This is a genomic window from Burkholderia sp. Bp9031 (genome assembly GCF_003857965.1).
GTDB classification, from domain to species: Bacteria; Pseudomonadota; Gammaproteobacteria; order Burkholderiales; family Burkholderiaceae; genus Burkholderia; species Burkholderia ambifaria_A.
Window position 1 is genome coordinate 1 of sequence record NZ_QTPW01000024.1, and the last position, 25,651, is coordinate 25,651.

Annotated in this window: 28 protein-coding genes and 1 pseudogene; 12 read left to right on the top strand and 17 right to left on the bottom strand. The window is 67.2% G+C overall.

Going from position 1 to position 25,651, the window contains the following annotated elements; translation table 11 throughout:
* From DIE15_RS25810 to DIE15_RS25820, 3 genes and pseudogenes are all read right to left on the bottom strand, one after another.
* Positions 1–134 (bottom strand): annotated as a pseudogene (locus tag DIE15_RS25810) (electron transfer flavoprotein subunit beta/FixA family protein); the annotation flags it as partial.
* A gap of 31 nt (positions 135–165) precedes the next feature.
* Positions 166–1,305, bottom strand: coding sequence for an acyl-CoA dehydrogenase family protein (locus DIE15_RS25815; protein WP_124834680.1), 1,140 nt, complete (start codon positions 1,303–1,305; stop codon positions 166–168).
* Positions 1,298–2,566, bottom strand: coding sequence for a CaiB/BaiF CoA transferase family protein (locus DIE15_RS25820; RefSeq protein ID WP_409364316.1), 1,269 nt, complete (start codon positions 2,564–2,566; stop codon positions 1,298–1,300). Before DIE15_RS25820 ends, DIE15_RS25815 begins: the two co-directional genes overlap by 8 nt.
* A gap of 129 nt (positions 2,567–2,695) precedes the next feature.
* On the opposite strand from DIE15_RS25820, the gene DIE15_RS25825 reads away from it, so the two are divergent.
* Positions 2,696–3,607, top strand: coding sequence for a LysR family transcriptional regulator (locus tag DIE15_RS25825; protein WP_057929409.1), 912 nt, complete (start codon positions 2,696–2,698; stop codon positions 3,605–3,607).
* Positions 3,608–3,705: 98 nt separating this feature from the next.
* On the opposite strand, the gene DIE15_RS25830 is transcribed toward DIE15_RS25825, so the two are convergent.
* Positions 3,706–5,139: a nicotinate phosphoribosyltransferase gene (locus DIE15_RS25830; protein ID WP_124834682.1), complete on the bottom strand. Its 1,434-nt coding sequence runs from the start codon at positions 5,137–5,139 to the stop codon at positions 3,706–3,708.
* Positions 5,140–5,213: 74 nt separating this feature from the next.
* A complete protein-coding gene (locus DIE15_RS25835; RefSeq protein WP_057929412.1) occupies positions 5,214–6,254 on the bottom strand; it encodes a bifunctional nicotinamide-nucleotide adenylyltransferase/Nudix hydroxylase in 1,041 nt (346 codons plus the stop codon).
* Positions 6,255–6,435: 181 nt separating this feature from the next.
* On the opposite strand from DIE15_RS25835, the gene DIE15_RS25840 reads away from it, so the two are divergent.
* On the top strand, positions 6,436–6,888 hold the full coding sequence (locus DIE15_RS25840) for a type II toxin-antitoxin system RatA family toxin (protein WP_057929413.1): 453 nt from the start codon (positions 6,436–6,438) through the stop codon (positions 6,886–6,888).
* 7 nt (positions 6,889–6,895) lie between these two features.
* Here the strand turns inward: DIE15_RS25840 and speD are convergent, their stop codons facing one another.
* From speD to DIE15_RS25860, 5 genes are read right to left on the bottom strand one after another with little or no spacing between them, the layout of a single operon-like run.
* Positions 6,896–7,273 (bottom strand): adenosylmethionine decarboxylase, encoded by a 378-nt coding sequence (speD, locus tag DIE15_RS25845; RefSeq protein ID WP_057929414.1) that lies wholly within the window; start codon positions 7,271–7,273, stop codon positions 6,896–6,898.
* Positions 7,270–7,416: a hypothetical protein gene (locus DIE15_RS37160; protein ID WP_162840577.1), complete on the bottom strand. Its 147-nt coding sequence runs from the start codon at positions 7,414–7,416 to the stop codon at positions 7,270–7,272. The genes speD and DIE15_RS37160 overlap by 4 nt, the downstream gene beginning before the upstream one ends.
* On the bottom strand, positions 7,416–8,936 hold the full coding sequence (locus DIE15_RS25850) for a DUF4178 domain-containing protein (protein WP_057929415.1): 1,521 nt from the start codon (positions 8,934–8,936) through the stop codon (positions 7,416–7,418). The genes DIE15_RS37160 and DIE15_RS25850 overlap by 1 nt, the downstream gene beginning before the upstream one ends.
* A gap of 9 nt (positions 8,937–8,945) precedes the next feature.
* The gene (locus tag DIE15_RS25855) at positions 8,946–9,998 is read right to left on the bottom strand and encodes an SPFH domain-containing protein (protein ID WP_057929416.1); all 1,053 of its coding nucleotides are present in this window, start codon (positions 9,996–9,998) and stop codon (positions 8,946–8,948) included.
* A 26-nt stretch (positions 9,999–10,024) separates the two neighbouring features.
* Entirely contained in the window at positions 10,025–10,411 is a 387-nt protein-coding gene (locus tag DIE15_RS25860) for a DUF350 domain-containing protein (protein WP_057929417.1), read from the bottom strand.
* A 121-nt stretch (positions 10,412–10,532) separates the two neighbouring features.
* Between DIE15_RS25860 and DIE15_RS25865 the strand changes: the two genes are divergently transcribed.
* The 4 genes from DIE15_RS25865 (at position 10,533) to DIE15_RS25880 (ending at position 15,017) form a co-directional block, all read left to right on the top strand.
* The gene (locus tag DIE15_RS25865; protein WP_124834683.1) at positions 10,533–12,047 is read left to right on the top strand and encodes a polyamine aminopropyltransferase; all 1,515 of its coding nucleotides are present in this window, start codon (positions 10,533–10,535) and stop codon (positions 12,045–12,047) included.
* On the top strand, positions 12,047–13,666 hold the full coding sequence (locus tag DIE15_RS25870; protein ID WP_057929419.1) for an NAD(P)/FAD-dependent oxidoreductase: 1,620 nt from the start codon (positions 12,047–12,049) through the stop codon (positions 13,664–13,666). The genes DIE15_RS25865 and DIE15_RS25870 overlap by 1 nt, the downstream gene beginning before the upstream one ends.
* Before the next feature lie 148 nt (positions 13,667–13,814).
* A complete protein-coding gene (locus DIE15_RS25875) occupies positions 13,815–14,576 on the top strand; it encodes an N-acetylmuramoyl-L-alanine amidase (protein WP_057929420.1) in 762 nt (253 codons plus the stop codon).
* Between the two features lie 51 nt (positions 14,577–14,627).
* Positions 14,628–15,017 carry a lysozyme inhibitor LprI family protein gene (locus tag DIE15_RS25880; protein WP_057929421.1) on the top strand — a complete coding sequence of 130 codons (390 nt, stop codon included), beginning with the start codon at positions 14,628–14,630 and terminating at the stop codon, positions 15,015–15,017.
* A gap of 128 nt (positions 15,018–15,145) precedes the next feature.
* Here DIE15_RS25880 and DIE15_RS25885 read toward each other — a convergent pair whose 3' ends face one another.
* The 3 genes from DIE15_RS25885 to DIE15_RS25895 all read right to left on the bottom strand — a co-directional run bounded on the left by DIE15_RS25885 (position 15,146) and on the right by DIE15_RS25895 (position 18,503).
* On the bottom strand, positions 15,146–16,492 hold the full coding sequence (locus DIE15_RS25885; protein WP_124834684.1) for a glutamine synthetase family protein: 1,347 nt from the start codon (positions 16,490–16,492) through the stop codon (positions 15,146–15,148).
* A 147-nt stretch (positions 16,493–16,639) separates the two neighbouring features.
* Complete coding sequence (locus DIE15_RS25890) at positions 16,640–17,197, bottom strand: helix-turn-helix domain-containing protein (RefSeq protein ID WP_124501348.1); 558 nt, start codon at positions 17,195–17,197, stop codon at positions 16,640–16,642.
* A 16-nt stretch (positions 17,198–17,213) separates the two neighbouring features.
* Complete coding sequence (locus DIE15_RS25895) at positions 17,214–18,503, bottom strand: FAD-binding oxidoreductase (protein WP_124834685.1); 1,290 nt, start codon at positions 18,501–18,503, stop codon at positions 17,214–17,216.
* 207 nt (positions 18,504–18,710) lie between these two features.
* Here DIE15_RS25895 and DIE15_RS25900 point away from each other — a divergent pair, with 207 nt between their 5' ends.
* Positions 18,711–19,850 carry a LysR family transcriptional regulator gene (locus DIE15_RS25900; RefSeq protein WP_221624181.1) on the top strand — a complete coding sequence of 380 codons (1,140 nt, stop codon included), beginning with the start codon at positions 18,711–18,713 and terminating at the stop codon, positions 19,848–19,850.
* A gap of 62 nt (positions 19,851–19,912) precedes the next feature.
* Here the strand turns inward: DIE15_RS25900 and DIE15_RS37165 are convergent, their stop codons facing one another.
* Positions 19,913–20,161, bottom strand: a complete 249-nt coding sequence (locus tag DIE15_RS37165; protein ID WP_185734554.1) for a hypothetical protein — start codon at positions 20,159–20,161, stop codon at positions 19,913–19,915.
* Here DIE15_RS37165 and DIE15_RS25905 point away from each other — a divergent pair.
* The 5 genes from DIE15_RS25905 to DIE15_RS25925 all read left to right on the top strand — a co-directional run bounded on the left by DIE15_RS25905 (position 20,084) and on the right by DIE15_RS25925 (position 23,139).
* A complete protein-coding gene (locus DIE15_RS25905; RefSeq protein ID WP_057929425.1) occupies positions 20,084–20,740 on the top strand; it encodes a hydrolase in 657 nt (218 codons plus the stop codon). The genes DIE15_RS37165 and DIE15_RS25905 overlap by 78 nt on opposite strands.
* 184 nt (positions 20,741–20,924) lie before the next feature.
* Positions 20,925–21,173, top strand: a complete 249-nt coding sequence (locus DIE15_RS25910) for a XapX domain-containing protein (protein WP_260428340.1) — start codon at positions 20,925–20,927, stop codon at positions 21,171–21,173.
* Positions 21,174–21,347: 174 nt separating this feature from the next.
* The gene (locus DIE15_RS25915) at positions 21,348–21,575 is read left to right on the top strand and encodes a DUF2945 domain-containing protein (protein WP_057929426.1); all 228 of its coding nucleotides are present in this window, start codon (positions 21,348–21,350) and stop codon (positions 21,573–21,575) included.
* A complete protein-coding gene (locus DIE15_RS25920; RefSeq protein ID WP_124834686.1) occupies positions 21,572–22,150 on the top strand; it encodes a DUF488 family protein in 579 nt (192 codons plus the stop codon). The genes DIE15_RS25915 and DIE15_RS25920 overlap by 4 nt, the downstream gene beginning before the upstream one ends.
* Positions 22,151–22,401: 251 nt before the next feature.
* Positions 22,402–23,139: a sulfite exporter TauE/SafE family protein gene (locus DIE15_RS25925; RefSeq protein ID WP_057929428.1), complete on the top strand. Its 738-nt coding sequence runs from the start codon at positions 22,402–22,404 to the stop codon at positions 23,137–23,139.
* Positions 23,140–23,307: 168 nt separating this feature from the next.
* On the opposite strand, the gene DIE15_RS25930 is transcribed toward DIE15_RS25925, so the two are convergent.
* From DIE15_RS25930 to DIE15_RS25940, 3 genes are all read right to left on the bottom strand, one after another.
* Positions 23,308–23,886, bottom strand: a complete 579-nt coding sequence (locus DIE15_RS25930) for an NnrU family protein (RefSeq protein WP_124834687.1) — start codon at positions 23,884–23,886, stop codon at positions 23,308–23,310.
* Between the two features lie 243 nt (positions 23,887–24,129).
* Positions 24,130–24,537: a TfoX/Sxy family protein gene (locus DIE15_RS25935; protein ID WP_124834688.1), complete on the bottom strand. Its 408-nt coding sequence runs from the start codon at positions 24,535–24,537 to the stop codon at positions 24,130–24,132.
* Positions 24,534–25,643 carry a malate/lactate/ureidoglycolate dehydrogenase gene (locus DIE15_RS25940; RefSeq protein WP_124834689.1) on the bottom strand — a complete coding sequence of 370 codons (1,110 nt, stop codon included), beginning with the start codon at positions 25,641–25,643 and terminating at the stop codon, positions 24,534–24,536. Before DIE15_RS25940 ends, DIE15_RS25935 begins: the two co-directional genes overlap by 4 nt.
* Between the last annotated feature and the right edge of the window lie 8 nt (positions 25,644–25,651).

The window sequence follows — 25,651 nt, forward strand, 5'->3', positions numbered from 1 at the left end:
TCTTCCACCGCAATTTCGTCGAACGGGTTCATCGACATCTTCACGTTCGCGATGTCGACACCCGTGTTGTCCGACTTCACGCGGACCTTCACGTTGTAATCGACCACTCTTTTCACTGCCACCAGCATCTTCATCATTCGTCTCCTTGTTCGGTTGCATTTTCCGTCACGCAAGCATCGTGCGGGCAATCACCGTGCGCTGGATCTCCGACGATCCTTCGTAGATCCGCAGGATGCGTGCGTCCCGCACCAGTCGCTCGATCCGCATTTCGCGCGTGAAGCCGTACCCGCCATGAATCTGCAATGCAGCATCGGTCACGAACGCCACCATCTCCGACGCATACAGCTTCGCCATCGACGCCATGTCCGTAAACGGCTCGCCGGCTGCACGCCGCGCCGCGGCCTGCAGCGTCAGCAGCCATGCAGCCTCGAGTTGCGTCTTCATGTCGGCGAAGCGCCATTGCAGCCCCTGCTTGTGCGCGAGCGGCTCGCCGCCGACGTGACGCTGCTTCGCCCAGTCGATCGCATCGCCAAGTGCCGCCTCGGCAATACCGAGGCTCGTCGCCGCGACATCGAGACGGCTGTTGTCCAACACCTTCATCGCCGTGCGGAAACCGCCCCCCTCGTCGCCGAGCCGGTTCGACGCCGGCACCCTGCAGTCGAACGCAACCTCGTGCGCGGGTGCGCCGTGAATGCCCATCAGCTTTTCCGGTGACGACACCGACACGCCGGGCGTATCGCGATCGACGATGAATGCGCTGATTCCGCGCGTACCGAGTTCCGGTGCGGTTTTCGCATAGACGACGATGAATTGGGCGGCATCGGCATTCGAGATGAAATGCTTGACGCCACGAATGCGATAGTGGTCGCCGTCGCGGACGGCCTGCGTCGTCATGCCGGCCGGATTGGAGCCGGCCTGCGGTTCGGTCAGCGCGAATGCGCCCAGCTTCGCGCCGCTCGCGGCATCCGGCAGATAGCGGGCACGCAACGTGTCGTCGCCACCGATCAGCACGGAGTCGGTCGCCAGATAGTGGGCGCCGATCATCGACGAGGTCGCCGCGCACGCGCTCGCGATCTCGGCCAGCGACAGGATGATCGCGGCAGGTGACGCGCCAATTCCGCCCCAGCGCTCCGGCAGGTTCATCCCCATCACGCCGAGCTCGGCCAGCGCCGGCATATAGCGTGTCGTCGACGTTTCGTCACGATCGACTTGCGCGGCGTACGGTGCGAGTTCGGCTTGCGCGAAGCGGCGGATCGCGTCGGCGATTTCGAGGTCGGTGTCGCCGACGCCCAGTCGTTTAAGCATCGTTCATCTCCTGATGGGTTTCGGTTTGTCGTGCAGACTCGGCAGCGCCGGTGACGACCGTTTCGGCTGCCGCGTGAACGACGCCGGCCTTCACGAGTGCGGAGATAGCCGCATCGTCGAGACCAAGCACCCGTCCAAGCACCGCGCGCGTATGCTCGCCGAGCTGGGGTGCACGCGTCGTACGAGTGTCGGGATAGGCGGAAAATTTCAGCGGCTGGGCAGGCAACCGGATCGGCGAGCCGTCGGCCGCGACCGTATCGACGAGCAGGCGTCGCGTGCGCGCCTGTTCGCTTTCGAGCGCTTCCTGGATGTTCCGGATCGGCGCGACCGGAATGCCCGCCGCGCCAAGCATCTCGTTGACCTCGTCGACCGAACGCGTCGCGCTCCACTGCTCGATGCACGCACGCAATGCCGCCTCGTGTTCGCAACGCAATGTGTCGGACGCGAAACGCACATCGTCGACCAGCGTCGGATGGCCGATCGTGTCGGCAAGCAGGCCGAACAGTTTGTTGTTGAGTACCGCGACGACGAAATGTCCGTCCGCCGCACGATAGGCGCCGAACGGCGCGGAAGTCGGATGGCGGTTGCCGACACGCCGCGGCGCCACGCCGGTGGTCGCGTAACGCGCGACGAGCGCAGCGGTCAGGCTCATCGTCGCATCGAACATCGACACATCGACGTGCGTACCCTGACCAGTACGATCGCGTGCGACGAGCGCGGCAAGCACGCCCCATGATGCAAATATCCCGCTGACCACGTCGGATACGGAATCACCGACGAGCGTCGGCTCACCATCCGGCGCGCCGGTCGCGTCCATCAGCCCGCACATCGCCTGCAGGATGATGTCGTACGCCGGCCGGCTCGATTCGGGGCCGGTCTGCCCGAAGCCCGATACGCTCGCATAGACCAGCGCCGGGTTGCGCGCCGACAGTGCCGCGTAGCCGATCCCGAGCCGATCGGCCACGCCGGGGCGGAAATTCTCGACGACGACATCCGCATCCGCGCACAGCGATTGCGCAAGCGCCCGTCCGTCAGCCGTCTTCATGTCGATCACGACACTGCGCTTGTTGCGATTCATCGCGCCGAACAGCCCGCTCTCGCCGTTCGCGAACGGGCCGATTGCGCGGTAGTCGTCGCCGGCGGGCGGCTCGATCTTGATCACGTCGGCGCCGAGGTCACCGAGCAGTGCCGAACACAGCGGCCCCGCCAGCACCCGGGAAAAGTCGATCACGCGTATGCCGTCGAGCGGCAGCCTGGACATAGTCACGGCATCTTTCTCCTGAAGGTCGGGCCGAGTCGGCCGATGCGGTGATTCTGTTCGAGCGAGGCAATCAGATAAAATATCGGAATAAATTAACACCTATAAGATTTTCATATGGGTAGGTCCGACATGGCTCTGTCGCTGAGACTGCTTCGCTATTTCGTCGCGGCCGCGGAAGCGGGCAGCACGACCGCGGCCGCGCTCCGGCTCAACGTGTCGCAACCGTCGATATCGGTGGCGATCCGCGAACTCGAAGCGCTGTTCGACGATCCACTGTTCACGCGCGGCGCGGGCACGCGGATGACGCTCACGCATTTCGGCGAGCGCAAGCTGGCCGAGGCACGTCAGTTGCTTGCATCGGCGTCGGCGTTCGCGACGGACGATGTCGGCGACGAGCCGGGCGGCGTCGTGCAGATCGGCATCTTCAGCACGATCGCGCCGGTCTATTTGCCGCGCGTGCTCGAGCTCGCGCAGCAGCGTCATCCACGCCTCGAGATCCGCTTCGTCGAAGGTGATCTCGCGCAGCTCGACATGGCACTGCACAAGCAGCAGATCGACTTCGCACTGATGTACGACGTCGGCTTGCCCGAAGACATCGAGCGCGAGTGTCTCGCCGAATTGCGGCCCTATGCGCTCGTGCCGGCCGGGTCGGTACTTGCCAAGCGCAAGCGTGCGATTTCATTGCGCGATCTCGCCTCTCAGCCGTTCATCCTGATCGACCTGCCGCATAGCCGCGACTTCCTGATGGCGCCGTTCTGGCAATGTGGCCTGTCGCCGAATGTCCGCTATCGCGCGGTGTCGATCGAACTCGTACGCGCGATGGTCGCAAGCGGGCTCGGCGTGTCGCTGCTGATCACGCAAAGCCCGGCGGTCACGCGCTCGCCGCTCGTCGTTGAATGCCCGATCCGGGAGTCGACCGTGATCCAGCCGCTGGTGATCGCCCGACTCGCGCGTGCGGCGCGGACCCGCGCGTCGGAAATCGCGGCGACCTGCGTACGCGACGCGGTCGCGGATGCGATGCGCACGCGCACCGGGCTTTGAAACGGGACTGCCGGCTGAGCGGCGCAACGGCATCGCAGCCGAACGCCCCTGTCGCAAGGGCGACGCGAACCTCCACCGCATCGCCCGCCGGCCCCGGCCTACGCCTCGCCGGCGTGCGCCCTCGCCCGCACCTCGGCGAACGTCGTATCGACCAGCATCCGTCCCATGTCGAACACTGTTTCGAGCGCATCGTCCCACTCGCCTTCGAGCACACGATCGTCCCACGCGACCGGCAGCGTCGCCGTCCGGTACTCGCCCGTGCGCCGATTGCGCAGCAACGTCAGCCGCCCCTTCTTCGAGCGCTTGCCCTGATCGGTGACCGGATCCTTGCGAACGTCGTGCCACACGCCGTCGCGCCGGATCGCCGAGCACTTCATCGCGAAGCGCTGCGTATCGCGGTTCACCTGCTGCAGCAACGCGCCGCCCATCCCGAACACGACGTTGCCGGCCGCATAGCCCGCGTCGTCGAGCGCGATGAGGATCGCTTCGATCGACCGCTCGTCGACGCCGTCGCCCTGAATCACGCGCACGCGGTTCAGCACGCACCGCCCCTTGCCGTTCACGGTCGAGCCGAACGATGCATCGAGTGCGCGCACAGTCTGCAGCACGATCGTCACCGGGTCGCCAGAGTCGGGGCGCACGACGAGCGTCGCGCCCGAATCGATCACTGCCTGGCGCAGCGGCCCACCCCACATTTCAAGTGCGGCGAACAGATCGTAGGAGTCCGACACGACTGAAACGATCGCCCCAGGCAGCCCGAAGCGGGCGATCATGTTCCGGTATGCGTCGGCTTCACGCGCGCGCCCCCACGACGTGATCGTGCTGTGCTCGGCCGCCGGCACCGAATACGCGGCCATCGGCTCGCGATAGAAGCGGTTCGCGGCCAGCACGCCGAGCACCGTGTCCGAACCCATGAAGCTGACGAGGTGCGCCGCGCCGCCGATCGCGGCCGACTCCGCGCTCGACACGCCGCGCGCGCCGAAGTCGTGCAGCTTGAACGGCAACTGCGCGAGATCGTCGTCGGTCCTCTCGAGAAAGCGGCGGATCGTCTGCCGCAGGTGCCAGCTGCGCGTCGCGACCGTCACCGGATACCACACGCGCAACAGCATCGTCTCCAGATACGACGCGAGCCAGAATACCTTCGGGTCGTCGCATTCGACGGTCATCAGCACGTTGTGCACGGGCACGACCGAACCTTCGGGCACCGCGCGGATCTTCACGGGCAGATAGCCGTCGTAGCGCTCGACGACATGACGCCACCCGTCCTCGTTGAACGGCTCGCCGTGCGCCGCGAAGAAATCGCGCGCGTCGTCGATCATCGCGTGCGTGACTGGCCGGCACAGATATTCCTTCAGCAGCATCTGCAGGCCGAAGAACAGCGTGCGGTCGTAGCGGCCGCCGCGCGATTCGACGTACGAGAACATCGCCTGCGCGTCGGGCGGATATTGCAGGAAGTGGGAAGCCTTGTACGAATCCGTGTTGAGGATCGGATTGGCGAGAACCGCGGCAAAGCCGCCGAGATCGTTTTGCATGGCTAGAGCTCCTCTAGGCCGTTGAAGTGCCGCCGCGTCTGTCGCAGCGGACCGGAATCCGGGGAATCAGCGGATCACAGTTTCCCCAGGAAGTGATACGCGATCTCGAAGTGATCCTCGAACATCACGTTGCGCATCTGCGCGAATTCGTTGAGCGGCACCCAGCGCGCCTTGTCGGCGTCGTCGCTGCCCTTCACGCGCGGCAATTCGCCCGTCGGGAAGTTGAACAGGCACGCGTGCGTGATCGTGCGGCCGCGCAGCGAGCGCGTCGGATGATCGAACACCTGGCGATCCTTGATCGAGCCGCGCAGCACGGGCTCCGGCAGCTTCAGGCCGGTCTCCTCGCGCAGTTCGCGAATGCACGCAGCATCGAGCCGTTCGTCCTGCTCGACGAACCCGCCCGGCAGCGCCCACAGGCCGCGGCCCGGTTCGCTGCGTCGGCGCACGAGCAGGATATGGCCCGAGTGCACGACCACCGCGTCAACCGTCACGAACGTGACCGGATACGGTGCGGCCGACCATGCCTTGCGATAGCCCGCAATGAATTCGGCTTCGGCCTTCAGCTGCGCGAATTCCGGCTGCGTGCGAAAACGCTCGAGCCAGCCGAACACGGGTTCCGGCACCGCCCATTGCACGAAGCTGTTGGTGCGTTCAGCGAAATACTGGTCGCGGATTTCGGTCGCGGAAATGTCCTCGGTCGCATCGACGTCGACAAGCTCCCATTGCGGGAACATCCGCAGGTAATACGAGGTGGCGTCCTTCTCGTGGCCGATCAGCCCGACCTTGCGCTGCGCGACGTCGCCGAGCGCGGCGGCCACGGCATCCTGCACCCAGCGCACCCAGTCGCCGTCGTTGTACGTCGAATCCTGCACCGGCGCGATCGTCACGCGCTCGCGCTCGGACGCATCGAGCAGCGAAGCCAGCATCTGGCAGCGCTCGTCGAACGAGAACGGATCCTTGATGGTGCGGGGCTTGTCGGTCGAGCCGATCAGCACGCACACGCGTTCGGCCCGGCTCAGTGCCGACTTCAGCACGTTCAGGTGACCACGATGCGGAGGCTGGAAACGACCAATGAAAACGAGCGCGTCGAAGCGCCGGTTCTGTTGCGTACTCATGAGGCTCCCTCAAGAGATTGAAACGCTTCGGGTCTTTCCCGAAGGTATGGAATCGATCGTAGGGGAATTCCCGGAGAAGGTCAATCGAGCACCGGCTCGACTTGACGAAGTCTGAAGAATTGCGCGGCGCAGGCGGGTTACACTCGATTTCATTCCAATCCGCGCCGTTGCGCCCGCCATCATGAGGATCTCTGTCAGCCGGATCGTCGGCGTCGATCGCAGACGCCTCTTCACGTGGTCGCAGGACTACGCGCGGCGGCTCGTGTGGGACAGCTTCCTCGCCGACGCCTATCTGCCCGACGGGATGACGGCCGACGTCGGCGTCGACGCGTTCTGCCGCAGCCAGTCGGGCGCGACGATGGTGTCGCGGTACATCTCGTACCGTCCACCGCAGGTCGCGGCCGTCGAAATGGTCGACGGGCCGAAGGTGCTCGAGCGCTTCAGCGGCAGTTGGAACTTCACCGAGCGCACGCCGGGCACGACCGAAGTGAAGTTCACGTATCACTTCCGCGCGCAGCCGGCGTGGCTGCGCTGGCTGCTCGAACCGCTGATCGGCGCGTTCTATCTCGTGCAGACACGCCGGCGTCTCGACTCGTTCAAGCGCTGGGCCGAAGCCGAAGCGTTGCCGCACTGAGCGTCGCTCACGCGACGCCGCGCGCCACCTGCTGCCGGACCTGCGCATGCGTGCCGAGCGCGGCGGCGATTGCATCGACCGCATCGGCCGCGCGTGCGGCGCCGCACATGAATGCGTCGACAGCCGCGAAGCCGTGTTCGGGCCACGTATGAATCGTGATGTGCGATTCCGCCAGCAGCACGACACCCGTCACGCCATGCTCGCCGCCGAAATGATGGAAATGCGCGCCGATCACGCGCGCGCCGGCCTGCTGCGCGGCGTCGGTGAGCATCGTCTCGAGCCGCGCGGCATCGCGCAGCAGCGCCGCGTCGATGCCGGCGAGATCGGCCAGCACGTGCGAGCCGAGCGTCGCGCGCGGCGCCGCGACGCTGTCGCGTGCCGTCATTTGTGCGACCCGTACGACGAGTAGCCGCTGCGCGCCGACGAACTGCCCCAGCCGCTGCCGCCCGAACCGCTGCCGCCGATCGACGCGCAGCTGAACAGCGTAACGACGATCAGCCCGTAGATGCCGTAGAGGATATAGCGCATCACGCGTTGCCCCCGTCCGATGCGAAGCTCTTCCACAGCCATTCAGGCAGCCACAGCACGAGCAGGCCGACCAGCACGTAGACGGAGCGGCCGCTGAACGAGAACAGCGAACCCATGTTGAGAATCACGAGGATCGCGCTGAACACGAACGGCAGCGGCGCGAAGCTGTGCGGGTGCTTCGCGCCGAACAGGCCCGTCGACTTCCCGGCGGAACCCGTTGCGGGCGCAACCGCTGCCGCTGCAAGCGCAGGCGTGCCGAAGCGCTCGGCCAGCGCGCTGGCCGACAACGGCCGTGCACGCGACCAGACGATTTCCGCCGCGCTGCGCTCGCGCGTGAGCTTGTCCTTCTGCCAACCGTAGTCGACGATCGACGTGCGGTCGCCGACCTGCACGCGCCAGTTGAACGCACCGACCACGTAGACAACCTCCGAGTCGTATGCCTCGCGCAGTCGATAAGTCTTGCCGCCGTCGGTCACGTCGGACTCGACGCCGATCGTCGGCCAGTGATCGAGCACCTGCACGCGCTCCCAGCGCCCTTCGCTCTGCACGAGCCACAGGAACCCGCGCTTCGGGTTCAGCAGCAGGTATTCGTCCCACGTCTCGTCGTCGCCCGGCACGCGGCAGCGCATCATCCCGATCACCGTGTACTTCACGCCGTCGAACGTGCCGATCGCGCCGAGCTCCAGCGCGCCCTTCACCGCATCGAGCTTGCGCTGCGCGGCGAACACGGTCTGCTGCTCGGCCGTGCATTGCACGCCCGCGTGACAAGTGCCGCACACCACGTAGTCGGCCACGTTCGGCGCATACGACAGCGACGCGCCACAGCTCGGGCACGCAAACGGCACCATCTCCGCACCGCGCTTCTCGCGCGTATCGTTCTCGGTATCGCGCAGGCCGGTGAACGCAAGCGCATCGAACTCCAGCGCTTCGCCCGTATAGACGGCCGGGCTCCCGCCGTTCGCTTCGGCGTCGGAATAGTCGTACGTCGCGAACGCGTTGCCGGTGCGCAGGTCGACGACGCGCGCCTCCCAGCCGGCATCGACGCGAAACGGCAGCTCGCCGTCGCCGCCCGTGCAGCGCGCGGTGCGCACGTCCGACACGAGATACGCGCGGCCGCCATGATCGATCCGCATGCCGGGTTCGAGCGTGCCGAACGCGGGCCAGGTGCCGCCTGACGCATCGTCGGGCTCGCGCACCGTGATCGCATACTGCCCCGACGCATCCGACAGCCAGCCGAACGTGCCGTCGTCGAACACGACATACCATTCGCTCCACGCGCCGGCGTCGTAGGTCATCTGGATGCGCCCGAGCACGGTGAACGTGCGCTTGCCGTAGCGTCCGGCCGTGCCGATCTGGATCGGCGACGCGTCGTCGAGCACCGTGGCCAGCTCGCCGATGCGTTCGACGTCGGCGCCGCGCTTGAGCAGCGTGCTGCGGCAGAACGCGCAGACGGCCATCACGGCCGCCGCCGAGCGAAACTCGACCGGCGCGCCGCACTGGGGGCACGAAGTACTGAACATGCGCGACGCTTACCGGGTGAGCTTCGCGAGGATTTCCGCCTTCGCGCGCGAATATTCGTCTTCGGTCACGAGGCCCTTGTCGAGCAGGGCCTTCAGCTGTTCGAGGCGCTGCACGTAATCGGTCGCTTCCGCCGGTGCGGCAGGTTGCGCAGCGGCGACCGGTGCCGCGACGGGCGCCGGAGGTGCGGGCGGTGCCGGCTGCGCGGCGCCCGCGATCTGGCCGGCCATCGCCTGCCCGATCGCAGCGCCAGCCGCGAGCCCCGCGCCGACACCCGCGATGCCGCCCGGGTTCTGCGCGGCAAGCGGGATCGCCTGAGCGGTCTGGTATTGCGTCGCGCGGGCGAGATCGCCGGCCATCCCCGCGCCGATCCGCAGGTCGAGCGCCTTCTGCAGCTCGGCCGGCAGCGACACGCTTTCGACCGCGAACGCATCGAGCGCGAGGCCGTAGCGCGTGAACACCGGCACCAGCGCCTCGGCGACGCGTTGCGACAGCAGCGTCTGGTTCGCGGCCATGTCGACGAACGGCACGTCGGCCGAGCCGAACGTCGTGCTCATCGCGGTGACGACCAGGTTGCGCAACTGCTGTTCGAGATCGTCGACCGTGTACTGCGCACGCGTGCCGCTCACCTCGCGGTGGAACGCGGCCGCATCGACGATCCGATACGAGTAGATGCCGAACGCGCGCAGCTGCACGAAGCCGAATTCGCGATCGCGGATCGTCACCGGCTGCGCGGTGCCCCAGCGCCGGCCGAGCTGCAGCCGCGTGCTGAAGAAGTAGACGTCCGACTTGAAAGGCGATTGAAAGAACTTATCCCAGTTCTTCAGGTACGTGAGCACCGGCAGCGTGCGCGTTTCCAGCTTGTACAGCCCAGGCTGGAACACGTCGGCGACCTTGCCTTCGTTGACGAAGATCGCGACCTGCGTTTCGCGCACGGTCAGCTGGCCGCCGTACTGGATCTCCTGGTCTTCCATCGGATAGCGCCAGGCCAGCACGCCGTCGGTGTCCTCCGTCCATTGCAGGACGTCGATGAACTGCTTGCGGATAAACGAACCCAGACTCATGTCGATCTCCTCGAGCGCGTGGCGCGTCAGGTCAGGCAGGCGGCATTGATGATGCCGACGACGAGCGACGCGGCGCCCATCAGGCCGCCCATCGCGACGTTGCGATCCTCGATCGCATGGTTCATGCCGGGAATCAGGCGGGTCAGCACCGCATAGGTGACAAGCTGCACGGCCATCGCGCCGACGGCCCACAGCATGACTTCGCCGAGCGTCGAGTTGTGCGCGATGCTGGAGGCGAGCGTCAGGCAGAACCCGATCAGCGCGCCGCCGAACGACAGCGTCGCGGCCGCGTTGCCGTCGCGGATCAGTGCCAGTTCGTCGAACGGGGTGACCTTCAGGTACACTGCCGCGAACACGAAAAGCAGCACGAACGCCGACAGTAAATGAACCGCATAAAGATAGGCACTATTCATTCTTTTCCTCGGATTTTGTGCTCGGTTCGCCGCCCCGTCGCCGGTCGGCCCACGCAGGGCCGCCGCTCGAAAATCCGCGCCAGTATATCCACATTGCCGAACACTGCACAACGGACGCGCCATGCTGCATAAGCGCGCGCTCGTCCTGTCGATCCTCGTGCTCGCGTCGTGCGGGCTCGGCTACGAACTGATCAGCAGCGCACTGTCGAGCTACCTGCTCGGCGATTCGATCCTGCAGTTCTCGTCGGTGATCGGCTGCTACCTGTTCGCGATGGGGATCGGCTCGTGGCTCGCGAAGTTCGTCGAGGACGACGACGTGCTCGACCGCTTCGTCGACATCGAGCTGCTCGTCGGCCTGCTCGGCGGCGTGTCGGCCGCGCTGCTGTTCGCGGTGTTCGCGTGGCTCGCCGCGCCGTTCCGTGCGGCGCTCTACGCGCTCGTGCTCGCACTCGGCCTGCTGATCGGGATGGAAATCCCGCTCGTGATGCGCGCGTTCCAGCAGCGCCGCCAGGCGTTCCGCCATACCGTCAGCGAGGTGCTGACCTTCGACTATCTCGGCTCGCTTGCCGTGTCGCTGATCTTCCCGCTGGTGCTCGCGCCGCGTCTCGGCCTGCTGCGCACGAGCTTCCTGTTCGGGCTCCTGAACGCCTTCGTCGCGCTGTGGACCACGCACCTGTTCCGCGACGAGATCCGCAACGTGCGCGGCAAGCTGATGCGCGCGTCGCTCGTGATCGGGCTGCTCGTCGCCGGCTTCGCGCTGTCGGACCGCATCACGCACTGGGCCGAGCACGGCGTGTACGGCGACGAGACGATCTATTCGGAAACGACGCCATACCAGCGCATCGTGCTCACGCAGTGGCACGACGACATGCGGCTGTACCTGAACGGTAACCTGCAGTTCTCGTCGCGCGACGAGCATCGCTATCACGAGGCGCTGATCCATCCGACGATCGAGGCGCTGCCGTGGGCGAAGCGCGTGCTCGTGCTCGGCGGCGGCGACGGCCTCGCGGTGCGCGAGCTGCTCAAGCACCGCAACCTCAAACAGATCACGCTCATCGATCTCGACCCCGCGATGACGAAGCTGTTCTCGACCTCGGCACCGCTCGTGAAGCTGAACCAGGGCTCTCTGAAGGACCCGCGCGTGCACGTGATCAACGCCGACGCGGTGCGCTGGCTCGAATCGAACGCCGACGTGTACGACGCGATCGTCGTCGACTTCCCCGATCCGACCAACTTCGGGCTCGGCCGGCTGTATTCGGTGCCGGTGTTCCGGCTGCTCGCGCGCCACCTGTCGGAGAACGGCTATGCGGTGATCCAGTCGACGTCGCCGTATTTCGCGCCGCACGCGTACTGGACCATCATCGCGACGCTGCACGAAGCCGGGCTCAACACGTGGCCGTACCACTGCTACGTGCCGTCGTTCGGCGACTGGGGGTTCGTGATCGCCGGCAAGCGCCGCGACTTCACCGTGCCGACGCATTACTCGGTGCCGACGCGCTGGCTCGACGTGCAGACGGCCGCCGAGATGTTCCACTTCCCGGCCGACATGCCGGCGCTGCCGATGTCGCCGAACGAACTCAACGACCAGCCGCTCGTGCGCCGCTTCGACGACGACTGGAAGCACGTGCTGCGCTGATGGATCGCCGCACGTTCCTCGTCACGTCCGCGGCCGCGTCGCTCGCCGCGTGCGGCCGCACCGGCTGGATCGAGACGACGCCGCGCGTCGGCTACCCCGGCATGCGCGAAGGCCATGCGCTGCGCGACCACGCGGCGCTGCCGCCACCGTCCGGCACGATCGAAACCGACGTCGCGATCCTCGGCGCGGGGGCCGCCGGTCTGTCGTGCGCGTGGCAACTCGCGCGCGCGGGCCACAAGCACTTCACCGTGCTCGCGGGCCCCGAATTCGGCGGCAATGCGGCCGGCGGCCGCTTCGGCGGGCTCGGCTATCCGAAGGGCGCGCACTACCTGCCGCTGCCGTCGCTCGAATCCGCGCACCTGCGCGACATGCTCGCCGATCTCGGCGTGATCGAGTCGGCGCCGTTCTCCGTGCAACCCGTGTACGACGAGCGCGTGCTCGTGCATGCGCCCGACGAACGGCTGTTCATCCGCGGCGAGTGGCAGGACGGCATCGTGCCGGCGACCGGCCTCGATACCGACGCGCTCGCGCAGCAAACGCGCTTCTTCGCGTACACGGACGGTCTGCGCACCGCGCGCGGCGCGGACGGCCGCAAGGTGTTCTGCATCCCGATCGCGGAATCGTCGCGCGACCCGCACTGGCGCGCACTCGACCGGCGCTCGTTCAAGCAGTGGCTGCTCGACGAGGGTTACACCGCGACCGCGCTGCACTGGTACCTGAACTACTGCTGCCGCGACGACTACGGCGCGGGCTACGAGCATGTGTCCGCGTGGGCCGGCCTGCACTATTTCTCGTCGCGCGGCGGCCATGCGCGCAATGCGAGCGACGGCGCGGTGCTGACCTGGCCCGACGGGCTGCATGCGATGGTGACGAAGCTGAGCGATTCGATCACCGCGCGCACCGGTTCGAACGCATGGTCGCGGGATGGCTTCGCCGTTCGCGCGACCGAACGCGCGGGCGGTGTGGACGTGCTGTGCGCGCGCATCGCCAGCGACGGTACGCTGTCGACCTTCACGCTGAAGGCGCGGCGCGTCGTCAGCGCGATGCCGCTGTTCGTCGCGGCGCGCGTGTTTGCGCAGCTTTACGCGTACGGTTTCGATCCCGCGCGCGACCTGCCGCCGCGCGCACCGTGGCTCGTATCCAACTTCCTGCTCGACGGGATGCCGGCCGAGCAAGCCGGCGTGCCGCTCGCATGGGACAACGTCGTCTATGACGGCGCGGGGCTCGGCTATGTCGTGTCGACGCACCAGCTGATCCGGATGTCGCCACCGACGCGCTCCGTGTTCTCCGCGTACCAGGCATTGAGCACACGCGCGCCGGACGACACGCGTCGCTGGCTCGCGCAGGCGAAGCCCGATGCGCTGCGCGAGCAGGCGGCAATCGACCTGCAGGCCGTGTACGGACGCGAGCTGTGGAAGCATGCGAGCGCGCTCGAGATCACCGTGCGCGGTCATGCGATGGCAACGCCCGACGTCGGCTTCCTGAGCCGGCCGGGGCTGCTCGCGTTGCGCGAGGCCGACGGCCCCGTCGTGTTCGCGCATGCGGACCTGTCCGGGCTGTCGCTGTTCGAGGAAGCGTCGTACTGGGGCATGCTCGCGGCGCGACGCGTGCTCGCCTGAGCGCCGGTTTGCGGCGCATGCGGCGGCGTGCATTCCGTCATTGCGGCGCCGCCGGCAACCGCTATAATCGCGCGACATTCCGACTGCATTGAGCAGGCCGGCGGTGCCGCGCCATTCGCGGCGCCGTATGCCCTCCTCGACAACAACAATGACACACCGAACCGTTCGACGCCTTCGCCCGTTCGCGCGCGCCGCCGCGCGCCTGCTCGCGTGCGCTCCGCTGCTGGGCACGCCACTGGCGCTGCATGCGGCCGATGCCGCAAGCCCCGACGCGCCGCCCGCCTCCGGCCGCTACATCGTCGTCGACACCGGCCATACGCCGGCCCATCCTGGTGCAACCGGCGCGAGCGGCCGCGTCGAATACCGGTACAACCTCGACCTGTCCACGGCCGTCTCCGAGCGGCTCGTCGCGCATGGCGATCGCGTGCTGCGCACGGCGGCCGACGGCCGCGAAATCACGCTCGACCAGCGTTCGACGCAAGCGCCCGACGCGAACCTGTTCGTGTCGATCCATCACGATTCGATGCAGCAGCAGTTCATCGACGCGGGCCGGCAACGCGAATTCCGCGGTTTCGCCGTGTTCGTGTCGGAGCGCAATCCGCACTACGCGGAAAGCCTGCGTTGCGCGAAGTCGATCGCCGAGCGGCTGGTCGCGGCCGGCGAACGGCCGTCGCTGTATCACGCGCAGCCGATCAAGGGCGAGAACCGCCCGCTGATCGATCCGCAGCTCGGCATCCATCGCTTCGACGATCTCGTCGTGCTGCGCACCGCGCCGATTCCGGCCGTGCTGGTCGAGGCCGGCGTGATCGTCAATCCCGACGAGGAAAAGCGTCTCGCGCAGCGCGAGACGATCCAGCGTCTCGCTACCGCGATCGCGGGCGGGATCGATGCGTGTACGGCGGCCAGGTAAAGGCTGGCGCCGGTCGGTTCAAACGGTTTTCACCCAGTGAGGAGCACTACCATGAAGAAGAAGAATCTGCTCGCATCCTGCGCACTGCTCGCGCTTGCCGTTCCGTTCGCCGCGCAGGCGGCCGGTTGCGGGAAGCCGCGCAGCGCGTTCGATCAGGTGTACTGCAGCAGCAACGAGTTCTCGCAGCTCGACCGCGAACTGAACGACGAGTACGGCCGCGTGCGCAAGCAACTGAGCGGCGACCAGCAGGCGAAACTGAAGACGGGCCAGCTTGCGTGGATGAAGCAGCGCGACGACCGCTGCAGCGAAACGCGCGACGACGGCTATCTCGTGAACCTCCAGTGCGCGATCGACGCGACGCAATCGCGCCTGTCGTTCCTGCGCGAACGCGAGCGCGAATGCTCGAGCACGGGGTGCGTGACGGCGAAGCTCGGCGAGTAAGCGCTGTTCGGGTGCCGTACCGTGAGTCGCCTCGCGGCGCGGCACCTTCCGTGATGCAATACATGGGTCCGGAAAGGCACGGACGAACCGCGCGACGCATCGCGAATAGCCCTCCCGGTGCCGCACCATCACAGAAACCACCGATACTCCCGCGCGCCGATCTCGTTGCGAAAATCCAGCTCCTCCTGCCGCTTGTTCTCGCAATACACCATCACAAACTCACTGCCGAGCCCTTCACGTACCGCCGCGTGATCCTGCATCGCCGCGACGGCCGACAGCATCTCCTTCGGAAAATCGATCCCGCTGCCGCGATCGTCGTTGAGCGGCGCGATCGGCTCGATCCGCGCATCGAGCCCGTGCTCCATCCCGGTCAGGATCGCCGCGAGCACCAGGTACGGGTTCGCGTCCGCGCTCGCGAGCCGATGCTCGATGCGCAGATTGCGCGCATCCGATTCCGGAATCCGGATGCATGCGTCGCGATCCTCGAAGCCCCAGCTTGCGCGGCTCGCCGCGTTCACCATCGATCCGTAGCGGCGAAACGCGTTGTGATTCGGCGCGAACACCGGCATGCAGTGCGGCAGCAGCGCGAGGCAGCCGGCCACCGCATGCCGCAGCGGCCGCTGCCCGTCCGCGGCGAGCAGGTTGCGGCCCGCGTCGTCGTACAGGCTCACGTGCACGTGCATCCCGCTGCCCGGCGCATGCAGGTACGGCTTGCCCATGAAGCTCGCGCGATAGCCGTGCTGCAACGCGACGCCGCGCGTGCTGCGGCAGAACAGTGCCGACCAGTCGGCCGCACGCAGCGCATCGTCGGTATGGCCGAAATTGATCTCGAACTGGCCGGGCCCGAGCTCGGCCGTGATCACCGTCGCGTCCACTCCCTGCTCGCACGCGGCCTCGACCATCTCGTGCAGCACGTCGGAAAACCGTGACAACCGTTCGATGTGCATGTTCGGCTGATCATCGCGGTCGTCGCTCAGGCGGTCGCGCGGATACTGCGGCATCCCGTCCGCGAGCTGCGCGGCGAACAGGTAGAACTCGAGCTCGAACGCGACGACCGGCCGGATGCCGCGCGCCGCGAACCGGCGCAGCACGCGCGCAAGCACCTCGCGCGGCTCGAACTCGATCGGCGCATCGGTGCCGTCGGAGCTGATCAGCATCTGCGCGAGCGGTTGCCACTCCCAGCGCACCGGCTTCAGCGTGCCGGGAATCAGGCGACGCGGCGCGTCGGGGTCGCCGTCGTTGAAACAGTAATCGCCGATCTTGTAGAGGCCGCCCTGCGTGCCGAGCAGCACGCAATTCTGCGGCAGCTTCAGCAGCGAGCCGGACGCGACCTTCTCGAGCGCATCGATCGGATAGCGCTTGCCGTAGAAGTGGCCCGGCAGGTCGAGACAGATCAGGTCGACATAGCGGATCTCGGGATGCGCCTGCCGGAATGCGCGGACCTCATCGACCAGCACGGGAACGACGTCAGCCATGTCTCATCCTTTCCATGTCTTGTATGGCGGTGCCGCGTCGCGGCGAACCGGACTCATCGGCATGCGGCACGTCACATGCCCGATGTCGATCACTACTGCAAACCGGCAACACGGCGCGACGGCCCGTCAGGCCGCCCCGCCGACAACTCAGGTGAACACCCAGATCACGCGCGTCGGCGCATCGCCCAGGTTCGCGTAACGAAACCGCTGGTGCGCGGGCAACTGGAACGCGTCGTTCGGGCCGAGCGTGACGGGCGTGTCATCGCCGTCGATCCAGATCGTCAGCTCGCCTTCGAGCACGAAGCCGCCCTGCTCGTCGCTGTCGTCGACGGAGCGCTCGCCGCTGCTCGCGCCGGGCGCGAGATGGCTCTCGAGGATCGAGAAGCGCGAACGCATGTTCGGCGACACGAGGATGTCCGTGATGCCGGCCGCGTAATACACGGTGCGCCGCTCGTCGGGCCGCGTGACCCACGGCACGCTGCGCGGCTTGCTCAGGCTGTAGAAATACGTGGTCGGCACGCCGAGCGCCTCGCCGATCGCGGTCAGGTCGGCGACCGTCGGGCGCGACAGCCCGCGTTCGACCTGCGACAGAAAGCCGACCGAGCGGCCGATCCGTTCCGCGAGATCGTTGAGCGTGACCTTGCGATGCTTGCGCAGGTCGCGGATCAGGATCGCCAGACTTTCTATCTCTTCCTGTTCGTTCATGATGAATTCCGGTGCGTCAGACGGTATCGCGCAAACGGTACCAGGCCTTGCCGATCGCTTCGAGCGGCGCGGCCATGCGGTCGCCGCCGGGGAAGCGCGGGTTGCGGATGCGCTGGTACTGCGCGAGCAGGCGCTCGTCGCCGAGCACGGCATCGGCGACCGCGCGCGCGCCGGCGAGCGTCGGCAGCACGCCGTGCCCCGAGAAGCCCTGCAGCCAGAAACGCTGGCCGCGGCGGCCGATGTCCGGCGTGCGTCGCATGCTGATGTCGATGTGGCCGCCCCACGCGTAGTCGAGCGGCACGCCGCTCAGTTGCGGAAACACGCGTTCGAGGTGCGGGCGCGTCACCGCCGCGATGTCGGCAGGTATGCCGCCGAGATACGTGCAGCCGCCGCCGAACAGCAGGCGGTTGTCGGGGCTCAGGCGAAAGTAGTCGGGCACGAACTGGTTGTCGATCACGCAGCTGTTCCGCGGCAGCAGCGAGCGTCCGACGTCCGGCGCAAGCGGCGCGGTCGCGACCTGGTAGGTGCCGACCGGCAGCAGCCGGCGCGACAGCTCGGGATCGAGCCGGTCGACGTACGCGTTGCATGCGAGCACCAGCACGTCCGCGCGCACTTCGCCGTGCGCGGTGCGGGCGACGTGGCCGACGGCCGTCTCGCGGCAGTCGAGCACGCGGCTTTGCTCGAAAATGCGGCCGCCGGCCCGTTCGATCGCCTGCGCGAGACCGAGCGCGAGTTTCAGCGGATTCAGATGGCCAGCCTCGGGATCGTAGAGCGCGGCGAGATAGCGCGCGCTGCCGATCCATTCCGGCATCTCATCCTGCCCGATCACGCGCAGCCGGTCATAGCCCCAGCGCTGCGCCGCTTCGTCGCGGGCCTGCGCGAGCATCGCGACGCGGCGCGGCCGCACCGCGGCCCACAGGCTGCCGGGCCGGTAGTCGATGTCGAAGCCATGACGTGCAGGCAGTTCGCGCACTTCGGCCGCGGCCCAGCGCATGCTGTCCCACAGCACGCGCGCGCCGTCGCGGCCGAGCGAATCCTCGAGCGGCTGCATGTCGCACGACCAGCCGAGCAGCGCCTGTCCGCCGTTGCGGCCAGATGCAGCCCACGCGACGCGGCTCGCTTCGAGCACGACCACGCGCTTGCCCGCGAGCGCGAGGCGCAACGCCGTGTGCAACCCGCTGAAGCCCGCGCCGACGACCAGCACATCGGCATCGATGCGTTCATCCAGTTCCAGGCGCGGCGGGATCGGCGCCGGGTAGGTGCCGGCGTAGTAGCTTGCGACGTGACGGTCGGACTGCACGAACATGCGGGCTCCCGTGAAATTTTCGCCAATCAATTTCATGAAAAATTAGCACGGCAATTTCACGCGAGCAAGTAGAGGATCGCGCGTCGATTCGTCAGGAAAATGAAATATTCGATGTGCGCGCGTCGAACGTCTCATGTTGCGATGCGCCAACTTCCGGCCCATCGCCTCTCAAATCGGATTCCTGATCTTCTGAATGCCGGTGCGTCAATGCGCTACGAAATCGTCGGAAGCGATGTCGGATTGCCACCGACATCGTCGACGACGAGCCTCACTGGTTCGCTCATCTTGCTCTACACTACCGCGCCGAGCGAGACCCGCGTGCATCCGGGCACGGGAAACGACCCGCGCAACACCACGCCCCGCACCGCCGGCTCGCTCGCTCGCTCACAGCATCCAAGGAACATCATGAGCGATTTTCTGCGCGCCCTTTCATGGGACGACCTGCGCATCGTCAAGGCCATCGGCGAAAACGGCACCCTCGTCGCCGCGGCGAACTCACTCGGCTTGAACCACTCGACCCTGTCGCGTCGGCTGGCCGCCGTCGAGCGGACGCTGGATTCGGTGCTGTTCGATCGCCGCAGGGGCGGTTACCTGCCGACGGCTTCGGGCGCCAGTGTGATCGCGCTGGCCGAGCGCATGGAGAAAGAGATCGTCGGCGTCGCGCTCCGCGTGTCGGGGCGCGCGCAGGGTCATGAAGGCGAGTTGCGGATCACCACCAGCGATGCGTTGCTGCTGGACTTCCTGACCCCCGTCATCGCCGATTTCCGGGTGCGCAATCCGGGCGTGCACGTCGATGTGATCGTCGGCAACAGGTCGTTGAATCTCGCGCGCGGCGATTCCGACATCGCATTTCGGGCCACCATCGCGCCGCCCGAGAACCTCGCCGGCCGCAAGATCGCGAACGTCGCATGGGCCATCTACGGGCGCAGGATCGACTACGTCGGCTCGACGCTCGACGTCGACGCACTCTACCGGCGACACTGGATCTCGTACGGAGAAGGCCTGTCGGGGCTCCGCGCGTTCCGGTTCGTCGACGATCATGTCCGGCGGGAAAACATCGTCTACCGGAGCGATTCCGTGGCAGGCGTCGCGGCGGCCATCGCCGCGGGAATCGGGATCGGGTTCCTGCCGTGCATGCACGGCGACGTCTCGGAGAAGCTCGTCCGCATCAGCCCCGTCGAGCCTTCGGTTTCCGACGAGCTATGGGTGCTGACTCATCCGGATATCCGCAGATCCGAACGGGTTCTCGCGTTCATGCGGCATTGCGCCGAAGCGATCGCCGAGCATCGCGACCTCATCGAAGGCCACGGCCCGCGCTTCTGCCATACGCCGGACAGCGATCGATAGCGGACGGCGACGCTCACTCGACACGACGCGTGACCGGTTGCCGTTGCACGGCGATCGTGCCGTCATCCGCAAAAATGCGGAAATGATTCCGCGCCGATGCGTTCCTCCTCGCGAATGGCCGCTGCTAGAGTTTCGGTATGCCGACGACGCGAAGTCATTTCGCCGCCGTCGGCCTTCAGACCAACCATGTGCCATGGTCCGGCCATCTCCGTCATCCTCACCAGGAATGCGTCATGAGCGTCAAAGCGATTGCAAAACCCGCCAGTTCCCTCCTCAGCCCGCACGATCACGCATTGCTTCTGGTCGATCACCAGTCTCAAATGGCGTTCAACACGAAGTCGATCGACATCACCAGCCTGCGCGCCAACGCGGGCATCCTGGCGCGCGCCGCAAAGGGCTTCAAGGTGCCGACGATCATCTCGACGATCTCGCGCGACAGCTTCGCCGGCCCGCTGTTCGACGAGATCACCGAAGTCTTTCCCGATGCGGAAATCACCGACCGCACGACGTCCAACGGCTGGGAAGACGAGCATCTCGTCGCGCGCGTCAACGCCACCGGCAAGACCCGCCTGGTCATCGCCGGCCTGTGGACTTCGGTATGCGTCAACGGCCCCGTGCTGTCGGCGCTCGAGCAGGGTTTCGAAGTCTACGTGGTCACCGATGCCTGCGGCGACTGCACGTCCGAAGCGCACGAACGCGCGATCGAGCGAATGATCCAGGCTGGCGCCCGCCCGATCACGGCGCTGACCTACCTGCTCGAACTGCAGCGCGACTGGGCCCGCACCGAAACCTATGACCTCACGACGGGCATCGCGATGAAGCTCGGCGGCGCGTTCGGTGTCGGCATCCAGTACGCGAAAACGATGTTCGGCGCGCACGAGTCGCACTGATACCGAAGCGATTCCACGAAGCGAAGACGCCCGGATTCATGCCGGTCGCGCCCCATGCGGGCGCGATGCGCCGGCCCTCCGTTGCCCGAGGCGCGGCGCGATCGGTCGCGGTTCGGTCCTTCAAACCGTCCAGCGCCTCGCCCGACGCGGAACACCGCGGCACGCACCGCATGAAACCTATCTCTTGTCGCCAGGCGCCGGCCTCCTGGTTGGCCTCATCTATTCACTGCTCGGCATACGCTCGCCGGCGCCGCCCGCGATCACCCTCGTCGGCCTGCTCGGTATCCTCGTCGGCGAACAGGCCCTGCCGTATGTGAAGCAGCACGTTCATGTTTCTCCAGCCGCCACCGTGTCCTCCACTTCCCCCGCGAACGGCGCGTCAAAAACGCAGGATCACGAATCAATCAGGGAAGGTGGGCACACGCGGCGATGACACCGCGAGCGCAGGCCCATCGATTGCTGGCGCACCGGGTCGTGCCGCCATCTGTGTCTTTTCTCGAACCCGGTCCGGGCGGATAATGAGTGCTTGCATGCCTTGCCGTCGCGGTGCGGGCAACCCGCGCCACGACGGCAAGCGTACGCGGCATTGACGCAAGGAGGCTTCCGCATGACGCAGCCATTCAGACTGGGCGACCACGTCCGCTGGAATTCCGAAGCCGGGTACGTGACCGGCACGATCATCGCGATCCACACACAGGATTTCGACTACAAGGGGCATCGCCACCGCGCATCGCCCGACGATCCGCAATACGAGATCAAGAGCGATCGCACCGACCACATCGCCGCGCATCGCGGCCGCGTGCTCGAACGCATCGACGGCAAGGACGACGCGTGACACTCCCGTTCTACACGATCGGCCATTCGAACCGCACGCTCGACGAATTCGTCGAGATGCTCGATGCGGTCGATGTCGCGCTGCTCGCCGATATCCGGAAGATGACGCGCTCGCGCACGAATCCGCAGTTTAACGAAGCGACGCTCCCCGACGCACTCGCCGCCGTCGATATCGCGTACGAACACATCGCGGCGCTCGGCGGCCTGCGCGGCAAGTCGCGCGGCGTGCCCGACGAGGTCAACGATTTCTGGACGAACAGCAGCTTCCATCGCTACGCCGACTACGCACTGTCGCCCGAGTTTCGAGCGGGCCTCGACCAGCTGATCGCGCAAGGGCACGCGCAACGCTGTGCGATCATGTGCTCGGAAGCCGTGTGGTGGCGCTGTCACCGGCGCATCGTGTCCGACTACCTGATCGCGCGCGGCGAAACGGTGCTGCACATCATGGGCAAGAACCGCGTGGAGCCCGCGCGCCTCACGGCCGGCGCGGTGATCCGGGCGGACGGCACGATCGTCTATCCGGACGTCGAAGGCGATGCGGCAAAGGAAGAACCCGCCGCTCGACCGGACGCGTGACGCGGCATCCGATGCGCGCCCCACGCACGTTGGCGAAATAACGCCATGACGGCATGACGCCATGGCGGCGTGACGTGACGAGACCTGACGCGACAAGCCGCGCCGCCCGCCCCTTCGGCCCCTGGCCCCGCACATCCGACGCCCCGCGCTTGCCCCGATTTGCGCGTCGGCCATCCTGCATTACCATCGAGCGACCACCGCGCGTGCCGGCCCCCGGCATGCGAGCCTACCACCTCAGCACCCCCGCACCGATGCTCGCTCTCATCATCCTCGCCGGCCTCTGGGCCGGCCTGCAGAACGCCCTCGCGGGCGGCGGCTCGTTCGTCACGCTGCCCGCGCTGATCGTATCGGGGATGTCGCCGCTCGCGGCGAACATCACGTCGACGGTCGCGCTGTTCCCCGGCCAGGTCACGACGGGCTGGGCAAGCCGGAACATGGTGCGCGGCGCGGGCAAGCTGCCGTTTCGCGCGCTGTTCGCGATCAGCGTGGTCGGCGGCGCACTCGGCGGGCTGCTGCTGCTGAAAACGCCGTCGTCGATCTTCTCGCACCTCGTGCCGTGGCTCGTGCTGTTCGCGACGGTCGTGTTCGCGTGGGGCAGCTTCTTCCGCAAGCCCGGCGCGGGCACACAGCATCTCGGCCCCGTCACGGCCGCGATCGCGCAGTTCCTGATCGCGATCTACGGCGGCTACTTCGGCGGCGGCATCGGGTTCCTGATGATGGCCGCGCTGACGATGGCCGGCCTGTCGCCGCGTCACGCGATGTCGACCAAAAATGCACTCGCGGGCGTGATGAACGCGTCGGCGGTCGTGCTGTTCCTGAGCTCGCCGCACCTGCACTGGCAGGCGGCCATCGCACTTGGCGGCGGCGCGGTCGTCGGCGGCCTGCTCGGCGCGTGGGCGCTGCACCGCGTGAACGAGCGCGTGCTGCGGATCGCGATCGTCTGCATCGGCACCGCGCTGACCGTCGGGCTGTTCGTCAAGCCGATCTGACGCGCGCCGATCGCGCGCACGGCACGCACGCCGTCGGCCGCGACGCACGCGCAATCGATGGGCAGGCGTCCATGCGGTGAGCGATGGCGGTAATGCGCCCGCCTCGATGTCGCGACCGCCAGGGACGGGCTGGGCGCCCCGCTCGTCAATCCTTGCAGGCGAGCACGTTCAACCGAACGGCCGCACGCCGATCAGCGGCCCGTGCAGGAACAGCGCGAAGACGGCCCACACGACGAGCCCGGCCACGATCGTCACGGCATCGCCCGACAGCCTGCCGGCCGGATAGCGGACGCCGTCGCGGCGGTCGCGCGCGCGCCACACGACGAAATCGACCAGCGACCACACGAAGAATGCGCCGAACAGCACGACCGCATGCAGCGAGCCGTTCGCGAGCAGGTGCGCGATGGCCCACACCATCACGCCGGCCACCATCGGATGGCCGACGAGCGTCTTGATGCGGTTGCGCGGCACGTAGGACGCGGCGATCAGCACGAATGCGATCGCGGTCAGCATGCCGGTGAGGTGCCGCACGCCGGCGGGCGACACCCACAGCAGCGCCCCGCCCTGGCGCGCGATCCCGTAACCCCAGATGATCAGCACGAAGCCGACGATCGACGCGATCGCATAGGGGCCCTTCCAGCGCTTCTCGCCGATCCGCTCGATGGTCGCGGATCGCCAGCCGTCCGCGACGATCCGGATCGAGTGCACACCGAGGAAGATCGCTAAACCGAGAATCAGGACGAGCATCGGCTATCTCCGTCTGGAACGATGAGTGGGGAATCATTCGCGCGGCTTTCGATGCGCCGTTCGCGAGGCCGGCAGCGAGACCGGCTCGGGTTGCGCCGGGCACGGACGCAATCGCGCCGATCATAAACGCCGGGGCCGCCGTTGTGAAGCAGGCGGAATATGCGGTGCGTCAAGCCCGGCGCTTGCGCGCATCCAGCGTGGATCGAAAGAAAGGACGGGAAAAGCGCCGTCGTACGCTCGACGCTACGTGCGCTTGCGCGTCGCCTCCGGTTTCGGCGCCGGCTTCGACTTCGGCCGTGCCTTGCGCTTCGGCGCCCCGGCCAGCAACGCCGCGCGATACGCGCCGCGACACCAGTCGAACAGCGCGCCCGCGTCCTCGAGCACGTCGGCCGGCGTTTCGTAATAGCCCTCGAGCGCAACGGTGCGCGTGGGACGCTCGTACGAGAACGGGCCCATCCCCGCCGCGACGAACGCCGGACGGTTCACGTCGTCGACGCGCAGGAACAGCGACCCGCGCGACATGAAGCCGAACATCACGCCGTCGAGCCGCATCGCGGCGCCGCTGAAGAACCGCACGACTTCCGCCTTGCCGAGCGGCGCGAGCTGGTACGCGATCTCCTCGCCGTGCGCCTTCTCGGATTGCCAGCTCATGCGGGCTCCGTGCAGCGCTGCGTCCACACGTCGAGTTCCGCGTCGTCGAAGCCGACGGCCGCCGCGCTTTCGCGAATCTGCCGCCACGTCGCGCGATCGACCGGGATGCCGTCCGCGCCGCGCGCGGCGCGACTCGCCTCCTCCGGCTCGCCGGGCATCCGCACCGGCGCATCGCCCGCCTGCGGCGACGCCTTCGCCCACGCGACGAACGCATCGGCTTCACGCTGCGCATCGGCCGCATCGAACGCATTCGGATCGATCAGCACCGACAGCATCCCGTTGACGATCGCACTCGTCTTCTGCAACGTGCCGCCATAGGTCGTATGCCCGCCGACCAGCGCGCCGCCGAAGATCTCGCACATCGCGGCCAGCGCATAACCCTTGTGCAGCCCGAACGGCAGCAGCGAGCCGAACGGCTGCTCGTGCATGACGGCCGGATCGTCGGTCGGCTGGCCGCGATGATCGATCAGCGACCCGTCCGGCACGCGCTTGCCCTGGTTGTACGCGACCCGCGTCTTGCCGTACGCGATCGCGCTCGTCGCGAAATCGAGCAGCAGCGGCGGCCGGCCCGCGCGCGGATACGCGGCGCAGAACGGATTCGTGCCGAAGCGTGGATCGGTGCCGTTGAGCGGCGCGACGAGCAGGTCGCCCGACACGTTGACGAAATGGAACGACACGAGCCCCGAGCGCGCGCACTGCTCGGCCCAGTGCCCGATGCGGCCGAGGTGATGGACGTCGCGCAGGCCGATCGCACAGATGCCCATGCGTCGCGCGCGCTCGATTCCTTCGACCATCGCCTCGAACGCGATCACCTGGCCGAAGCCGCGCCCGCCGTCGACCGTCAGCACCGCGCCGCCATCACGGACGATCGACGCGTGACCGTTCAACTGCAGCTGCCCTTCCCGCCACGAAGCGACGTAGTTCGGGATCATCCCGATCCCGTGCGAATCGTGACCAGCCAGGTTCGCACCGACCAGGTGATCGGCGACGAGCCGCGCCTCGCGCTCGCTGCTGCCGGCCCGCTCCCAGAGTGCCGCGACGAACGCGTGCAGCGGTTCGGCGCGCATGCGCAGCGGGTCGGTATCGGGTGTCGGCAACGCGGTCATCGGCAAGG

What these genes read in the sequence shown, in the direction of transcription:
- DIE15_RS25815 (WP_124834680.1), bottom strand. Translation starts at nt 1,305, where the DNA reads ATGCTTAAACGACTGGGCGTCGGCGACACCGACCTCGAAATCGCCGAC.
- DIE15_RS25820 (WP_409364316.1), bottom strand. Translation starts at nt 2,566, where the DNA reads ATGTCCAGGCTGCCGCTCGACGGCATACGCGTGATCGACTTTTCCCGG.
- DIE15_RS25825 (WP_057929409.1), top strand. Translation starts at nt 2,696, where the DNA reads ATGGCTCTGTCGCTGAGACTGCTTCGCTATTTCGTCGCGGCCGCGGAA.
- DIE15_RS25830 (WP_124834682.1), bottom strand. Translation starts at nt 5,139, where the DNA reads ATGCAAAACGATCTCGGCGGCTTTGCCGCGGTTCTCGCCAATCCGATC.
- DIE15_RS25835 (WP_057929412.1), bottom strand. Translation starts at nt 6,254, where the DNA reads ATGAGTACGCAACAGAACCGGCGCTTCGACGCGCTCGTTTTCATTGGT.
- DIE15_RS25840 (WP_057929413.1), top strand. Translation starts at nt 6,436, where the DNA reads ATGAGGATCTCTGTCAGCCGGATCGTCGGCGTCGATCGCAGACGCCTC.
- speD (WP_057929414.1), bottom strand. Translation starts at nt 7,273, where the DNA reads ATGACGGCACGCGACAGCGTCGCGGCGCCGCGCGCGACGCTCGGCTCG.
- DIE15_RS37160 (WP_162840577.1), bottom strand. Translation starts at nt 7,416, where the DNA reads ATGCGCTATATCCTCTACGGCATCTACGGGCTGATCGTCGTTACGCTG.
- DIE15_RS25850 (WP_057929415.1), bottom strand. Translation starts at nt 8,936, where the DNA reads ATGTTCAGTACTTCGTGCCCCCAGTGCGGCGCGCCGGTCGAGTTTCGC.
- DIE15_RS25855 (WP_057929416.1), bottom strand. Translation starts at nt 9,998, where the DNA reads ATGAGTCTGGGTTCGTTTATCCGCAAGCAGTTCATCGACGTCCTGCAA.
- DIE15_RS25860 (WP_057929417.1), bottom strand. Translation starts at nt 10,411, where the DNA reads ATGAATAGTGCCTATCTTTATGCGGTTCATTTACTGTCGGCGTTCGTG.
- DIE15_RS25865 (WP_124834683.1), top strand. Translation starts at nt 10,533, where the DNA reads ATGCTGCATAAGCGCGCGCTCGTCCTGTCGATCCTCGTGCTCGCGTCG.
- DIE15_RS25870 (WP_057929419.1), top strand. Translation starts at nt 12,047, where the DNA reads ATGGATCGCCGCACGTTCCTCGTCACGTCCGCGGCCGCGTCGCTCGCC.
- DIE15_RS25875 (WP_057929420.1), top strand. Translation starts at nt 13,815, where the DNA reads ATGACACACCGAACCGTTCGACGCCTTCGCCCGTTCGCGCGCGCCGCC.
- DIE15_RS25880 (WP_057929421.1), top strand. Translation starts at nt 14,628, where the DNA reads ATGAAGAAGAAGAATCTGCTCGCATCCTGCGCACTGCTCGCGCTTGCC.
- DIE15_RS25885 (WP_124834684.1), bottom strand. Translation starts at nt 16,492, where the DNA reads ATGGCTGACGTCGTTCCCGTGCTGGTCGATGAGGTCCGCGCATTCCGG.
- DIE15_RS25890 (WP_124501348.1), bottom strand. Translation starts at nt 17,197, where the DNA reads ATGAACGAACAGGAAGAGATAGAAAGTCTGGCGATCCTGATCCGCGAC.
- DIE15_RS25895 (WP_124834685.1), bottom strand. Translation starts at nt 18,503, where the DNA reads ATGTTCGTGCAGTCCGACCGTCACGTCGCAAGCTACTACGCCGGCACC.
- DIE15_RS25900 (WP_221624181.1), top strand. Translation starts at nt 18,711, where the DNA reads ATGCGCTACGAAATCGTCGGAAGCGATGTCGGATTGCCACCGACATCG.
- DIE15_RS25905 (WP_057929425.1), top strand. Translation starts at nt 20,084, where the DNA reads ATGAGCGTCAAAGCGATTGCAAAACCCGCCAGTTCCCTCCTCAGCCCG.
- DIE15_RS25915 (WP_057929426.1), top strand. Translation starts at nt 21,348, where the DNA reads ATGACGCAGCCATTCAGACTGGGCGACCACGTCCGCTGGAATTCCGAA.
- DIE15_RS25925 (WP_057929428.1), top strand. Translation starts at nt 22,402, where the DNA reads ATGCTCGCTCTCATCATCCTCGCCGGCCTCTGGGCCGGCCTGCAGAAC.
- DIE15_RS25930 (WP_124834687.1), bottom strand. Translation starts at nt 23,886, where the DNA reads ATGCTCGTCCTGATTCTCGGTTTAGCGATCTTCCTCGGTGTGCACTCG.
- DIE15_RS25935 (WP_124834688.1), bottom strand. Translation starts at nt 24,537, where the DNA reads ATGAGCTGGCAATCCGAGAAGGCGCACGGCGAGGAGATCGCGTACCAG.
- DIE15_RS25940 (WP_124834689.1), bottom strand. Translation starts at nt 25,643, where the DNA reads ATGACCGCGTTGCCGACACCCGATACCGACCCGCTGCGCATGCGCGCC.